Source organism: Bradyrhizobium sp. AUGA SZCCT0177, from assembly GCF_018130125.1.
Lineage (GTDB): Bacteria > Pseudomonadota > Alphaproteobacteria > Rhizobiales > Xanthobacteraceae > Bradyrhizobium.
Genome location: NZ_JAFCMA010000021.1, coordinates 41,243 through 55,604 on the forward strand (window position 1 = coordinate 41,243; position 14,362 = coordinate 55,604).

At 63.2% G+C, this 14,362-nt stretch carries 17 protein-coding genes; 14 read left to right on the forward strand and 3 right to left on the reverse strand.

What is annotated here, in order from left to right; genetic code table 11:
* The first annotated feature begins 4 nt into the window (after positions 1-4).
* The 13 genes from urtD to JQ597_RS23715 all read left to right on the forward strand — a co-directional run bounded on the left by urtD (position 5) and on the right by JQ597_RS23715 (position 10,860).
* Entirely contained in the window at positions 5-766 is a 762-nt protein-coding gene (urtD, locus tag JQ597_RS23655) for an urea ABC transporter ATP-binding protein UrtD (RefSeq protein WP_192737164.1), read from the forward strand.
* Between the two features lie 4 nt (positions 767-770).
* Entirely contained in the window at positions 771-1,466 is a 696-nt protein-coding gene (gene urtE / locus JQ597_RS23660) for an urea ABC transporter ATP-binding subunit UrtE (RefSeq protein ID WP_192737165.1), read from the forward strand.
* Between the two features lie 43 nt (positions 1,467-1,509).
* Positions 1,510-2,346, forward strand: a complete 837-nt coding sequence (locus tag JQ597_RS23665; RefSeq protein WP_212267072.1) for an urease accessory protein UreD — start codon at positions 1,510-1,512, stop codon at positions 2,344-2,346.
* 44 nt (positions 2,347-2,390) lie between these two features.
* Positions 2,391-2,693 (forward strand): urease subunit gamma, encoded by a 303-nt coding sequence (locus JQ597_RS23670; protein ID WP_192737167.1) that lies wholly within the window; start codon positions 2,391-2,393, stop codon positions 2,691-2,693.
* A gap of 107 nt (positions 2,694-2,800) precedes the next feature.
* Positions 2,801-3,106 (forward strand): urease subunit beta, encoded by a 306-nt coding sequence (locus tag JQ597_RS23675; protein ID WP_212206313.1) that lies wholly within the window; start codon positions 2,801-2,803, stop codon positions 3,104-3,106.
* An 11-nt stretch (positions 3,107-3,117) separates the two neighbouring features.
* Positions 3,118-4,245 (forward strand): patatin-like phospholipase family protein, encoded by a 1,128-nt coding sequence (locus tag JQ597_RS23680; protein ID WP_212267075.1) that lies wholly within the window; start codon positions 3,118-3,120, stop codon positions 4,243-4,245.
* Positions 4,246-4,258: 13 nt separating this feature from the next.
* Positions 4,259-5,971 carry an urease subunit alpha gene (ureC, locus tag JQ597_RS23685; protein ID WP_212267078.1) on the forward strand — a complete coding sequence of 571 codons (1,713 nt, stop codon included), beginning with the start codon at positions 4,259-4,261 and terminating at the stop codon, positions 5,969-5,971.
* Between the two features lie 50 nt (positions 5,972-6,021).
* On the forward strand, positions 6,022-6,321 hold the full coding sequence (locus JQ597_RS23690) for a putative quinol monooxygenase (RefSeq protein ID WP_192737171.1): 300 nt from the start codon (positions 6,022-6,024) through the stop codon (positions 6,319-6,321).
* 26 nt (positions 6,322-6,347) lie between these two features.
* Positions 6,348-6,647 carry a putative quinol monooxygenase gene (locus tag JQ597_RS23695; protein WP_212267081.1) on the forward strand — a complete coding sequence of 100 codons (300 nt, stop codon included), beginning with the start codon at positions 6,348-6,350 and terminating at the stop codon, positions 6,645-6,647.
* Between the two features lie 5 nt (positions 6,648-6,652).
* Positions 6,653-7,237: an urease accessory protein UreE gene (locus tag JQ597_RS23700; RefSeq protein ID WP_212267085.1), complete on the forward strand. Its 585-nt coding sequence runs from the start codon at positions 6,653-6,655 to the stop codon at positions 7,235-7,237.
* Positions 7,218-7,946, forward strand: coding sequence for an urease accessory protein UreF (locus tag JQ597_RS23705; RefSeq protein ID WP_212267282.1), 729 nt, complete (start codon positions 7,218-7,220; stop codon positions 7,944-7,946). The genes JQ597_RS23700 and JQ597_RS23705 overlap by 20 nt, the downstream gene beginning before the upstream one ends.
* Before the next feature lie 239 nt (positions 7,947-8,185).
* A complete protein-coding gene (gene ureG / locus JQ597_RS23710; protein ID WP_212206340.1) occupies positions 8,186-8,824 on the forward strand; it encodes an urease accessory protein UreG in 639 nt (212 codons plus the stop codon).
* A gap of 377 nt (positions 8,825-9,201) precedes the next feature.
* Positions 9,202-10,860 (forward strand): CHASE domain-containing protein, encoded by a 1,659-nt coding sequence (locus JQ597_RS23715; RefSeq protein ID WP_212267088.1) that lies wholly within the window; start codon positions 9,202-9,204, stop codon positions 10,858-10,860.
* 381 nt (positions 10,861-11,241) lie between these two features.
* Here the strand turns inward: JQ597_RS23715 and JQ597_RS23720 are convergent, their stop codons facing one another.
* Positions 11,242-11,787, reverse strand: a complete 546-nt coding sequence (locus JQ597_RS23720; RefSeq protein WP_211999750.1) for a sigma-70 family RNA polymerase sigma factor — start codon at positions 11,785-11,787, stop codon at positions 11,242-11,244.
* Positions 11,787-11,990, reverse strand: a complete 204-nt coding sequence (locus JQ597_RS23725; RefSeq protein ID WP_212267284.1) for a NepR family anti-sigma factor — start codon at positions 11,988-11,990, stop codon at positions 11,787-11,789. The genes JQ597_RS23720 and JQ597_RS23725 overlap by 1 nt, the downstream gene beginning before the upstream one ends.
* A 283-nt stretch (positions 11,991-12,273) precedes the next feature.
* Between JQ597_RS23725 and JQ597_RS23730 the strand changes: the two genes are divergently transcribed.
* Entirely contained in the window at positions 12,274-13,080 is an 807-nt protein-coding gene (locus tag JQ597_RS23730) for a response regulator (RefSeq protein WP_192737177.1), read from the forward strand.
* Between the two features lie 220 nt (positions 13,081-13,300).
* Here the strand turns inward: JQ597_RS23730 and JQ597_RS23735 are convergent, their stop codons facing one another.
* Positions 13,301-14,347, reverse strand: a complete 1,047-nt coding sequence (locus JQ597_RS23735) for a threonine aldolase family protein (RefSeq protein WP_212267092.1) — start codon at positions 14,345-14,347, stop codon at positions 13,301-13,303.
* Positions 14,348-14,362 lie beyond the last annotated feature (15 nt).

Consider the following 14,362-nt stretch of genomic DNA (forward strand, 5'->3'; position numbering starts at 1 on the left):
GCGCATGAACGTCATCGGTACAAGGACGACGTCCGCGCTGCTCTATCTCGACGGCGTGCACGTCTCGTTCGACGGCTTCCACGCCATCAACAATCTGTCGCTGACTCTGGAGCCGGGCGAGATGCGCGCCATCATCGGCCCCAACGGCGCCGGCAAGACCACGATGATGGACATCATCACCGGCAAGACCAAGCCGGACGAGGGGGTGGTGCTGTTCGACGGTGTCACCGACCTGACGCGCCTCGATGAAACCCGCATTGCCGAACTCGGCATCGGCCGCAAATTCCAGAAGCCGACGGTGTTCGAGAGCCAGACCATCGAGGACAATCTGCTGCTGGCGCTCAATGTCGATCACAGCGTCAAGGGCACGCTGTTCTGGCGCGGCAGCAAGCCCGACGCCGAGCGCATCGAGCGCGTACTGGAAACCATCCGCTTGAAGGATTCGCGGACCAAGCTCGCCGGAAGCCTGTCGCACGGCCAGAAACAATGGCTCGAGATCGGCATGCTGCTGGCGCAGGATCCGAAACTGCTGCTGGTCGACGAACCCGTTGCCGGCATGACCGACGTCGAGACCCATCAGACCGCCGAGCTGCTCAAGGAAATCAACAAGGACAAGACCATCATGGTGGTCGAGCACGACATGACCTTCGTGCGCGAGCTTGGCGTCAAGGTGACTTGCCTCCACGAAGGCACCGTGCTGGCCGAAGGATCGATCGACCAGGTTTCAACCAATGACCGCGTGGTCGAAGTGTATCTGGGGCGGTGATCCAATGCTGAACGTCGATAATATCAGCCTCTATTACGGCGCGGCGCAGGCGCTGCGCGGCGTCTCGATCAAGGCCGAGCCCGGCAAGGTAACCTGTGTGCTCGGCCGCAACGGCGTCGGCAAGACCTCGCTGCTGCGCGCCATGGTCGGCCAATACCCGATTGCCTCGGGTTCGATCACGCTGAATGGCGACGATATCACCGGCCTCAAGCCGTATGAACGGGCCCGAAAAGGCATCGGCTTCGTGCCGCAGGGCCGCGAGATTTTTCCGCTGCTGACGGTGGAGGAAAATCTCAAGACCGGCTTTGGCCCGCTGAAGCGTGACGACCGCAATATTCCCGACGACGTGTTCTCGCTGTTTCCGGTGCTGAATTCGATGCTCGGCCGGCGCGGCGGCGACCTCTCCGGCGGCCAGCAGCAGCAGCTCGCGATCGGCCGGGCGCTGGTGATGCGGCCGAAACTGCTGCTGCTCGACGAGCCGACCGAGGGGATCCAGCCCTCGATCATCAAGGATATCGGCCGCGCCATCTCCTATCTGCGCAGCCTTGGCACCATGGCGATCGTGCTGGTCGAACAATATCTCGACTTTGCCTGCGAGCTCGGCGACAATTTCGCCGTCATGGACCGGGGCGCGGTGAAGTATGCGTGCGACCGGAGTGCGATGGATCCCGCCGAGATCAGCCGCCAGATGGCGCTGTAACTTTAAAGCGGATTGAGGCGCGGCGGCCGGTTTTGGGGAACGGATGCGGACCGAAACGACGGGCGCAGCTTCATCGACTTTCGCTGACAACCGGGCCCGGGGCGCGGTGAAGTTCGACGTGCGGCTGCAGGATGGTGTCACCCGCCGCGGCGTCTTGCATGAATCCGGCTCGCTCCGCGTAAGGTTTCCCTCACCCGAGGACGACGGCCTGTCCGGCGTGTTCGTCAACACGGCGGGCGGCATCGCCGGCGGCGACCGTTTCGACATCGACATTGTGGCCGGTGAGGGCGCGCGGCTGACGTTGACGACGGCGGCGGCCGAGAAGGTCTATCGCGCGCCGGGGCCTGCGGCCCAGCTCAACATTGCGCTCAAGGCCGAGGCGGGCGCGCACCTTTCCTGGCTGCCGCAGGAGACCATCCTGTTCGACCGCGCGCGGATCTTGCGGCGCATCGATATCGACCTAGCTGATGACGCCTCACTTTTGCTGTGCGAGATCGTGGTGTTCGGCCGCGCGGCGATGGGCGAGCGGATGCTGCACGGCGAATTCATCGATCGCTGGCGGCTGCGCCGTGGTGGCCGGCTGGTGTTTGCCGAAACCATCCGGCTCGACGGCGATATCGGCGCAAAGCTCGCGCAACCTGCCATCGCCAAAGGCGGCGTCGCCATCGGCACCGCGCTGATCGTGCCCGGCGACGAAGCCGTGGTGGAGCGGATCCGCGAAGCATCAGACGCGTTCGGCGGCGAGGTCGGAATCTCCGCATGGAATGGATTTGCAATGGCGCGCTTCTGTGCCCAAGATGCAGCGCGGCTCCGCGCCGACATGATGACCGTGCTCGGCCGCGCCTCAGGCGTGCCGCTGCCAAGACTCTGGCTCAACTAACGTCTCTGGCTCAATTAGATCGATCCAATTACTCGAGTGCCCGCATGAATCTCTCCCCCCGCGAAAAAGACAAGCTCCTGATCTCGATGGCCGCGATGGTGGCGCGCCGCAGGCTGGAGCGCGGCGTCAAGCTCAACCACCCCGAGGCGATCGCGATCATTTCCGATTTCATCGTCGAGGGCGCGCGCGACGGCCGCACGGTGGCCGACCTGATGCAGGCCGGGGCGCAGGTGATTACGCGGGCGCAGTGCATGGACGGGATTCCCGAGATGATCCACGACATCCAGGTCGAGGCGACGTTTCCGGACGGGACAAAGCTCGTCACCGTGCACGAGCCGATACGCTAAACGCACGTCATTCCGGGGCGGCCGCAAGGCCGAACCCGGAATCCAGAGATTATCGATCGAGATTCCGGGTTCACGCTTCGCGTGCCCCGGAATGACAGGAGAGAGAAATGATCCCCGGTGAACGCTTCATCCAGGACGGCGAGATCGAACTCAATGCCGGCCGCAAGACCGTGACGTTGACGGTCGCCAATACCGGCGACCGGCCGATCCAGGTCGGCTCGCACTACCATTTCTTCGAGACCAATCCGGCGCTGAAGTTCGACCGCAAGAAAGCCCGTGGCATGCGCCTCGACATCGCCGCCGGTACCGCGGTCCGTTTCGAGCCCGGCCAGACCCGCGACGTGCAACTCGTCGCGCTCGCCGGCAAGCGTGTTGTTTATGGCTTTCGTGGCGAAGTGCAGGGAAAGCTCTAAGCAAGGCTGCCATGGGACAGGTTGCAAAGGACACGGTCGAAATTGGAGTCGTACTCCAGGGCGGCGGCGCGCTCGGAGCTTACGAGTTCGGCGCGATGATAGCGCTACTCGAATTGATGGATGCCATCGAAGCTCGAGGCAGGACCTTGCGGTTGGTAGCGGTAACCGGAGTATCGATTGGTGCGATCAATGCGGCTTGCGTGGTCGGCGCCAAAGACCGAGCCGACGCGCGCAAGCGCCTGCGTTCGCTTTGGTCCGAGCTGGCGCTGGAGACACCAAAACATTGGTGGGCTGCCGCAGGCCGCAATCTGGCATTGTTTGGTGTACCCGGCTTTTATTCACCTCGCCGGGATATCTGGAATTTCTTCAACTGGACCAACTTCTACGACACCAATCCGATGCTCGGAACGCTGAAGAAGCACGTGGATTTCGATTCGCTGAACAGCAGTCCGACCGCCTTTGTAGTCACGGCGGTCAATTTATCCTCCGGCGAACTGATCCGCTTCCGCAATCATCCACACAAGACGGAAGCAAAGACCGAGATCGGTCCGAGCCATGTACTGGCGAGCGGCAGTCTGCCGCCGGGATTTCCAGCAACCGCGGTCAACGATGCGAGTTTCTGGGACGGCGGTGTTGTCGATAACACGCCGCTCGGCGACGCCATCCATGCTTTTTCCGGATCGGCCGACGTCGATCGTATCCTGATCGTGATGAATCTGTTTCGGAAGAACCGCGCGGCGCCGACAAACATGATCGAGGTCAATGATCGGCTGGCCGAGCTGCGCTACGGCAATCGGCTTCGGCAGGATGGCGTGAACGCGCGCACCATAAACATGCTGCTGCGGATTATCGACGATCTGGCGGCCGCGGTCCCCGAAGGACAGCTCGATCACAAGCTCAAGGACCGGGTTCTTGATGCGGGACGCTTCAAGGTGCTCGACGAGATCACCGACATCGATCTGACGGACCCCGCACTCATGGCGGAAGCCGGCTTGCCGCTTTCGTCCGAAGAGTCCGGATCCTTCCGCGATTTTTCTGCCGCAGGCATCAGGCGCCGTCATGATATCGGATACAAACTTGCCCAACTGAAGCTGCAAAAATTGTTCGAAGCACACGGCTTGCTGCCGGCTTCCCACTGACCAGGAGTTCTTCATGTCGATCAAGATGCGACGTTCCGTCTATGCCGACATGTTCGGGCCCACCACCGGCGACCGGGTGCGGCTGGCCGATACCGATCTCATCATCGAGGTGGAAAAGGATTTCACCGTCTACGGCGAGGAGGTGAAGTTCGGCGGCGGCAAGGTGATCCGCGACGGCATGGGCCAGTCGCAGGTCACCAACCGGCAGGGCGCGGCGGATACTGTCATCACCAACGCGCTGATCGTCGATCACTGGGGCATCGTCAAAGCCGACGTCGCGATCAAGGAGGGTATGATCGCCGCGATCGGCAAGGCCGGCAATCCCGACATCCAGCCGGGGGTCACCATCGTGATCGGCCCCGGCACCGACATCATCGCGGGCGAAGGCAAGATCCTCACCGCAGGCGGTTTTGACAGCCACATCCATTTCATCTGCCCACAGCAGATCGAACATGCGCTGATGAGTGGCGTCACCTCGATGCTGGGTGGCGGCACCGGCCCGTCGCACGGCACCTTTGCCACCACCTGCACGCCCGGCCCGTGGCACATGGGGCGGATGATCCAGTCGTTCGACGCGTTCCCGGTCAATCTCGGCATATCGGGCAAGGGCAACGCGGCGCGCCCGGCGGCGCTGGTGGAGATGATCAAGGGCGGCGCCTGTGCGCTCAAGCTGCACGAGGATTGGGGCACCACGCCGGCCGCGATCGACAACTGCCTGTCGGTGGCCGACGATTACGACGTCCAGGTGATGCTGCATTCCGACACGCTGAACGAGTCCGGCTTTGTCGAAGACACGGTGAAGGCCTTCAAGGGCCGCACCATCCACGCCTTCCACACCGAAGGCGCCGGCGGCGGCCACGCGCCGGATATCATAAAAATTGCCGGCCTGAAGAACGTGCTGCCATCCTCGACCAATCCGACGCGGCCGTTCACGCGCAACACCATCGACGAGCATCTCGACATGCTGATGGTGTGCCACCATCTCGACCCGTCGATCGCGGAAGATCTCGCGTTTGCCGAAAGCCGGATCCGGAAAGAAACCATCGCGGCGGAAGACATTCTGCACGATCTCGGCGCGCTCTCGATGATGTCGTCGGACTCGCAGGCCATGGGCCGGCTCGGTGAAGTCATCATCCGCACCTGGCAGACCGCCGACAAGATGAAGAAGCAGCGCGGCTCGCTGCCCGAGGACAAGGGCAACAACGACAATTTCCGCGTCAAGCGCTACATCGCCAAATACACCATCAATCCCGCGATCGCCCATGGCGTGTCGAAGCTGATCGGCTCGGTGGAGAAGGGCAAGATGGCGGATCTGGTGCTGTGGTCGCCGGCGTTCTTCGGCGTCAAGCCGGATTGCATCATCAAGGGCGGCTCGATCGTGGCAGCTCCGATGGGCGATCCCAATGCGTCGATTCCAACGCCGCAGCCCGTGCATTACCGGCCGATGTTCGCGGCCTACGGCAAGGCGCTGACCGCCTCATCCGTCGTGTTCACGTCCAAGGCAGCAATTACAGGCGGGCTTGCGCGCAAGCTCGGCATCGCCAAAAAACTCTATCCGGTCAAGAATACCCGGGATGGTATCTCCAAGAAGAGCATGATCCACAACGGCGCCACCCCCAAGATCGAGGTCGATTCCGAGACCTATGAGGTACGCGCAGACGGCGAGCTTCTGACCTGCGCGCCGGCCGAGGTACTGCCCATGGCGCAGCGCTATTTCATGTACTAGGCTTTCGCCCGGGCGATCAAAGCCAGAACAAAAAGTCCGGGAGAATTCACGTGATTTACGTCGTTGCCACGCTGACCATCAAGCCTGAAACACGCGCCGATTTCATTGCGGCGGCCACCGCCTGCATCATGGAAACCCGCAAGGAGCCGGGCAACATCGCCTATGATCTGCATGAAAGCGTCACCGACCATTCCAAGATGGTGTTCGTGGAGCAGTGGGAGAACATGGAGGCGCTGGGGCCGCACCGGACCGCCGAGCACATGAAAACCTTCGGCCGCGTCGCGGTCAAATGCATGAGCGCGCCGCCGAAGATCGAGTACATCACCCCCGAAAAAGTCGAAACCCGCTAATCAAGAAAAACGAGGGAGAGAAATCCATGATCTACGTCATCGCCACCACGCCGATGAAGCCGGAAAACAAGGACGACTTCATCAAGGGGCACAAGGCCTGCACCGCCGAGACGCTAAAGGAGAAGGGCTGCATTTCCTATGACGGCAATGTCAGCGTCAACGATCCCAATCTTTATGTGGTGGTGGAGCGCTGGGAGACCCGCGACGACCTCAACGCGCATGGCCGTGCGCCGCATATGAAGGTGTGGCGGGAATATTCGTCGCAGATGAAGACGGCGCCGACGGTGATCGAGATCATCAGCGACGGCAAGGTGGAGAAGTTCTGACTCCAATGATTAGGGCAACACGCGTTCAGGGCCAGCATCGCTGGACGGAAGCCGCCGCCGATACCGTGGTGCTCGATTTCGACGATCGGCACCGGCGGCGGATGGCGATGACGGGCACCCGCGGGCTCGAATTCCTGCTCGACCTGGAACACGCGATCGCGCTTCGCGGCGGTGACGCGCTGGTGCTGGAAGACGGTCGCCTGATCGAGGTGGTCGCCGCCCCCGAGCCGCTGATCGAGATCCGCGGCGCCGATCCGCTGCATCTGGTTCGCGTCGCCTGGCATCTCGGCAACCGCCATCTGCCGACCCAGATCATGCCGAAGGGCCTTCGCATTCGCCGGGATCATGTGATCGAGGCGATGGTGAAGGGCTTGGGCGCGCGCATCATCGAGATCGAGGCGCCGTTCGATCCCGAAGGCGGCGCCTATGCGGGCCACGCGCTTGCGCCGGAAGCCGCGCATGGGCATGCCGGCCACGACCATTCCTCGCACGGTCACTCACACGATCACGACCACCACCATCATCATGATGAGCATTGCGACCACGATCACCACCACCACGATCATTCCCATGCTCATGACCACAAGTGAGCCCGTCCCGGCTGACGGGATGACGGCAGACGAGGGAGCGGCGCTGTACCGGCTGATGACGTGGCTGTCGCCGGCCTTTCCCGTCGGCGCGTTCTCCTATTCCAGCGGCATCGAATGGGCGGTGGAGGCCGGCGACATCACCGATGCCGCCTCGTTGCGCGAGTGGCTGACGGCGATGCTGGCCGACGGCTCGGGCTTTTGCGACGGCGTGTTTCTGGCGCAGGCGCACCGGGCGGCGACTGCAAACGACAAAGCCGCGCTGCGCGAGATCGCGGAGCTTGCCGCGGCCTTCGTGCCATCGCGCGAGCGCCAGCTCGAAACCTCGACCCAGGGCCGCGCCTTCATCGACATCGCGCGCTCGGCCTGGACCTGCGACGGCCTCGACGGGCTGGTTTCAGCCTGCGGCGGCGTCACCATCTATCCCGTCGCGGTCGGTCTCGTCAGCGCCGCGCACAAGATTCCCCTGGCGCCGGCGATGCATGCGTTCCTGCATGCGGTGGTCTCGAACTGGATTTCCGCAGGCGCGCGGCTGGTACCATTGGGGCAGACCGACAGCCAGCGCATCCTGGCCGCGCTGGAGCCGGTGGTGGTCGCGACCGCGTCGCGCGCGCTGCAGGCCTCGCTCGACGATCTCGGCAGCGCGACGTTTCGCGCCGATCTCGCCAGCCTCCGGCATGAGACGCAGTATACGAGGCTGTTCCGGTCATGATGTACGACCGCTCTTCGCATCCGTCGTCCCCGCGACCCGTCTCCGCCAAGGCTTCGCCGGGGTTGTGGTATGAGGCTCGCCGAAGCTTTAGCGAAGGCGGCAGGCGGGGACCCATAACCACAAATGTTCGCGGTTATGCCGGGCTGGAGCTCCAGCTTGATACAAAAACTGAATTCGGTGGTTATGGGTCCCGGCTCGCGCTTCGCTTGGCCGGGACGACAATTGAGGGAATTTTTTAAATGTCCAAATCTCACGGCCCGCTGCGTGTCGGCGTCGGCGGTCCCGTCGGCTCCGGCAAGACCGCGCTGATGGACCTGCTCTGCAAATCGATGCGCGAGCGTTACGACATCGCCGCGATCACCAACGACATCTACACCAAATGGGACGCCGAGTTCCTGGTGCGCTCGGGCTCGCTGACGGCGGACCGCATCGCCGGCGTCGAGACCGGCGGTTGCCCGCACACCGCGATCCGCGAGGACGCCTCGATGAATCTCGCGGCCGTGGCCGACATGCGCGCGAAATTCCCCAATCTCGATCTGGTGCTGATCGAGTCGGGCGGCGACAATCTGGCCGCCACGTTCTCGCCCGAACTCGCCGATCTCACGATTTACGTCATCGACGTCGCCGCCGGCGACAAGATCCCGTCCAAGGGCGGGCCGGGCATCACCCGCTCGGACCTGCTGGTCATCAACAAGATCGACCTCGCGCCGCATGTCGGCGCGTCCCTGGAAAAGATGGATACCGATGCAAAAAGGATGCGGGGTGAGCGCCCCTTCGTGATGACCAATCTGAAGAAGAGCGAGGGGCTCGAGCGCATCATCGGCTTCATCGAGACCAAGGGCGGCCTGCGCCCGGCGCCGAAGGCCAAGGCAGGTTAGAGGCAGGGTAGCGGCAGGTTAGAGGCGGGTTAACGCCGCCGGATTTGGTTAACGGCCGCGGCCCACGGCCCTGCGTCGGCGCGCCTTCTTAAATCCGCCATCACGGGGCGCGACGGTGGCGGGATGTCGCTTCTTGGATATTGCTGGGATGCCTGGAACCAAATTGGTCCGACTTCATTAGCATCTTCTGGCCCCGCGAAATCAGCGTTAACGGCGGCCACGTGTTGCCCGCTGCCAACCAGTTAGTTGCGTGCTGATGATCGCTCATTCATATTCGCCCGCGATCGGCCGTCGTCCGGTTTCTATTTGTTGCCGCCCCGGCAGACCTCGAATGCTTCCTTCACGTTTACGCCAACACTTCATTCCCGAGTAAGCGAGTGGTCCGGCTGGGTTTCATTATCGGCTTCATCGCGCTGATTGGAGGTCTGCTCTCCGGTCTTGCGGCCTATCGCGTCCATGAACAGGAAGTGACCCTTGACGGCATCGCGCTGGCGCGCGCCATCGACGTCCACGCCAGCCTGGTGCAGGACCGGCTGACCGAACGCGAGCTGCTGGCGCGCGTCGCCTCCGGCCTGTTTCGCGCGCCGTCGGTGCTCAAGGCCAACATGCTGCAGCCGCTGCGCGCGTCGATCTACGCCTTCAAGACCGATTTCGTGGTCGCCAACTGGATCGCGCGGCTCAAGCCGGATGAGTTGGAAGCGGCACGTGCGGTGCTGAAGAGCTCAGGGTTCACCGATCCGACGATTCGCGATTTCGACGACCGGCCGCTGGATATGAAGGCGATCGACAAGCCGATCAACGTGCTGATGGATCTCGAGCCGCGCAGCGCGGATACGCTGAGCTTTCCGGGCCGCGCTTACGACCGCCACTCGATTATCGGGCCGGTGCTGACGCAGGTGATGGAGGGCGGCAAGCCGGTGGCGTCGGACCCGATCCCGCTGTTGCGCAAGGATGGTCCGGTCGGAATCGTGCTCGCCGCGCCGGTCTATCAGGAAGGCTCCAGCGAGGCCGCAGGCTTCGTCACGTTCTCCTACGAACTCGCGACGCTGATGCTGACCAATGACGACCGGTCGCTGTTTGCGGTGGTGCTGAAGGACCCGAGTGACGCCAATGACGAATTCGTCGCCAACGACCAGGGTGCGGTCACATTGCAGCCGGTCAGGCCGGAGGGCCCGGCGCCGTCGATGGTTCGCACCGTGACCTTCGGCGGCCGCGACTGGTCGCTCGGCTATTACGCCAAGACCAACGTGGCCGTGCGGGCGCAGCAGACGGCGGTGATCGTGGCGGCGATCGGGCTGGCGCTGACCGGCATCGTGTGCGGCCTGTTCGGTTATGTCGCCTACAACAATTTGCGGCTCAGCCGCGAGATCCAGGTGCGGATCGGCTTCGAGCGGCGGCTGACGGCCGTGATCGACGAGCTCAACCACCGGGTCAAGAACATCCTCGCGGTGATCCAGTCGATCGTGACGCGAACGCTGCGCCACGGCTCCGACATCGACGTCTCGCGCGAACTTTTGATCGGGCGCATCCATGCGATGTCGAACGTGGTCACGCTGCTGAGCGAGAGCCAGTGGCAGGGCGTCAAGCTGAAGGGGCTGTTCGAGGCGCGCGCGATACCGCATGCCGATCGCATCGCGGTCAACGGCCCGGACATCGCGGTGAGCGCGCGCGCCGCGCAATCGCTGTCGCTGTTGTTCTTCGAACTGGCGTCGCATTCCGACGAGGGCCTGTCGCTGGTCGGCAAGCATCCGCATATCGTCGCGAACTGGGAAATATCGGGCGAGGAGCCGGATACGGTTTTCCATTTCCGCTGGGAGGAGTTCAACACGTCAGCGGCGACCCGGCGCGAGGACAGTGATTTCGGCCTGATCCTGCTCGACCGCGTGGCGCCGGAAGCGCTCGGCGGCACCGCCAAGCGCTTCTTCACCGATGTCAGCTACGTCTATGAGCTGACCGCGCCCATGGTCACCGTCGTCGACATGACCGAACGCGACCGCACCGAACAGCTCTCCGCCCCGGTGCGGCCGGTGAAGTAAGCGCTCCCTTTTGCGTTCGTGTACGCAAGAATTCTCCCCGTCATTGCGAGCGAAGCGAAGCAATCCATCTCGCCGCGGAAAAGCAAGAGTGGATTGCTTCGTCGCTGCGCTCCTCGCAATGACGGTGAATGTTGTCTCGTTCCAACGCGTCATCCGGAACCACTCCCGTCCCCCACGCATTTATTCGTATCAATCAGATGACGGACGGAGACCATCCATGGGACGCTATCTGCTGTTATGGGTGCTCGGCATACCTCTGCCGATTCTCGTGCTGATCTACGCCTTCGGCGGCCTGAATTAGACTGGAAACCCGGAACTTCCCGACAACAAAAAAAGGCGGCCCGGTCGGGCCGCCTTTTGCGTCATGCGAACCGATGCATGTCAGCTGTTGCCGCCGATCACCGCGCGCACCGTGTTGTCGGGGCCGAAATCCTCGGCGCCGTCGACATAGAGCAGGGCGGAAAGCTTCGAGCGCGCGCGGTTGACGCGGCTCTTGATGGTGCCGACTGCGCAGCCGCAGATGGCCGCGGCGTCCTCATAGGAGAAGCCGGAGGCGCCGACCAGGATCAACGCTTCGCGCTGGTCTTGCGGCAGCTTGTCGAGCGCGACGCGAAACTCCTCGAACTCCAGATGCGCGTTCTGCGCCGGCTGGGTCTTCAGGGTTTTGGCGTAATTGCCCTCGGCGTCCTCGACCTCACGCCGCCGCTTGCGATAGTCGGAGCGGAACAGGTTGCGCAGGATCGTGAACAGCCATGCCGGCAGGTTCGATCCGGGCTGGAACGAATCGATGTTGGCGATCGCGCGCAGCAACGTTTCCTGCACCAGATCGTCCGCACGGTCGCCATTACCACTGAGCGAGATGGCGAACGCGCGCAAGGACGGTACCGACGCCAGGATGTCGTCGCGAAGTGAATCTGTGAGAGGCATTAGCTACCTCCATTGTTTTTGTCAGGTTCGCCGCCGCCCTGAGCGGCGGTCGCCGCCTCGGGCCCGTCGAGCTTCCGGATCAGCTCCGCAAAGCGGTCTGGTACCCCTTGGCGCACCACGTCGTCATACATGGCGCGCAGCTGGTGGCCGATTCTAGACTGGATCTCGGCATTGAGACCGCCCTGCTTCTTTACTTCTTTCATGATGTCATCCACGCTTCCCCGAGTGTTAAGTACCTTGTATTTCAAGACTTTTCCTCGAAATTAGGCCTTGGCCGCCCGCGCTCTTGGTCAAACCTAATGCGATGGGTTCAGAAAAGTTCCGAAATTAGGGAACTGTTTGAAGGAACTTTTTTGCCCCTCAGGCGTATTCGGGGATGACAGGGGAACCGGGTCGCCCCGTTTCAGGATAGGTTACGCCGGACCAGGCGTTCAGGTTCGACCCAGATGTGGCCCGCACAGGGCCTCAGACAAGGATGGAGTGGGGATGTCCCGATCACAGCTCGTTGCTGAACATTTGCCGCTGTTGCGGCGCTACGCCCGCGCGCTGACCGGAAACCAGTCGTCAGGTGACGCTTATGTCGGGGCCATGCTGGAGGCCTTGCTGCAGGATGGCTCGCTGCTCGACGAAAAGCACGGTCCGCGCGCCGGACTGTTCCGGCTGTTCACGCAGATCTGGAATTCAGTCTCGGTCAACGAGAACCCTGATGTTGCGACGCTGGCTCTGCCGTCGGAGCGCCGGCTCTCGAACATCACGCCGTTGCCGCGCCAGGCGTTCCTGCTGCTGTCGCTGGAGGGCTTTTCCGAAGAGGAAGTGGGTTACATTCTCGGCACCGATATCGCCGAGACCCGTAAGCTTGCCGACGCCGCCGGCCGCGAGATGGCGGCGGAAATCGCCACCGACGTGCTCATCATCGAGGACGAGACCTTCATCGCGATGGACCTCGAGAGCCTGGTGAAGAATCTCGGCCACAACGTCATCGGCGTCGCGCGCACCCATGCCGATGCGGTCGCGCTGGCCAAGAACAAGAAGCCGGGCCTGATCCTCGCCGACATCCAGCTCGCCGACGGCTCTTCCGGCCTCGATGCGGTCAACGAGCTGTTGAAGGTGTTCGAGGTCCCCGTGGTGTTCATCACCGCCTATCCCGAGCGCTTCCTCACCGGCGAGCGCCCCGAGCCGGCGTTCCTGATCTCAAAACCGTTCCAGCCCGCGATGGTTTCGGCGGTGGCGAGCCAGGCGCTGTTCTTCCAGCGCAACTCCCGCAACCGCGCGCCACGGGCGGCGACGGGTTAGGTAGCAAAGCTATCGCTTGAATCGAAAACGGCGCGCTTCGCGCGCCGTTTTTCTTTGCGTCGTCCCGGCTTTCTTTCGTCGTCCCGGCGAAGGCCGGGACCCATACGCCGCGGCCCGAATTGGTGGAAAGAAAGATAACGACTAGCGCGCGAGACAATTGTCGCCGGTGGTTATGGGTCCCGGCCTTCGCCGGGACGACAATAATTGTGAGCCGCGCGCCTCAACGACGCGCCCCGCTCACCTCCCTGATATCGCGCTCCAGCGCATCGACCCGTGCCGGATCGGCGTCCCAGGCGAACATGAAACGCGCGCCGCCGCCGATGAACGTATAAAACTGCCAGCCGCGCTGGCGCAGCGCTTCCAGCCGGTCGGCGGAGGCGCGCAGGAAGACCGCGTTGGCCTCCACGGGAAACATCAAATTGAAATCCGGCAAGTCGGCCACCGCGGCGGCGAGCCGCGCGGCGCCGGCGTTGGCATGCTGCGCATTGCGCAGCCACGCGCCGTCCTGCAGCAGCCCGACCCAGGGGGCCGCGAGGAAGCGCATCTTCGAGGCAAGCTGCCCCGCCTGCTTGCAGCGATAGTCAAAATCCTCGGCCAGACGCGGATCGAAAAACAGGATCGCTTCGCCGACCGCCATGCCGTTCTTGGTGCCGCCGAAACACAGCAGATCGACTCCGGCCTTCCAGGTCATCTCCGCCGGCGAACAGTTCAGCGACGCGCAGGCGTTGGCAAAGCGGGCGCCGTCCATGTGCAGCCGCAGGCCGATTTCGCGGCAGGTCGCCGCCAGCGCCCGGATTTCACCCAGCGAATACACCTGGCCGGTCTCGGTCGGCTGCGTGATCGTGACCACGCGCGGTTTCGGGAAATGGATGTCGGATCGGCCGGTGGCCAGAGAGCGCACCTGCTCCGGCGTCAGCTTGCCGTCCTCGCTCGCCGCGATCAGAAGTTTTGAGCCGTTGGAAAAGAATTCCGGCGCGCCGCATTCGTCGGTCTCCACATGCGCCGACGAGGAGCAGATCACGCTGTGATAGGACTGGCACAGCGACGCCAGCGCCAGCGAATTGGCGGCGGTGCCGTTGAAGGCAAAAAACACTTCGGCGTCCGGCTTTTCGAACAACTCCCGGAACGCGTCCGACGCGCGCTGGGTCCAGGGATCGTCGCCATAGGCGGTCGCGTGCCCCTGATTGGCCTCCGCCATCGCCGCCCACGCCTCCGGGCAAATGCCGGCATAATTGTCGCTCGCAAACTGCTGGGGATTGGGGGGCATGGCGGGTCGATTTCC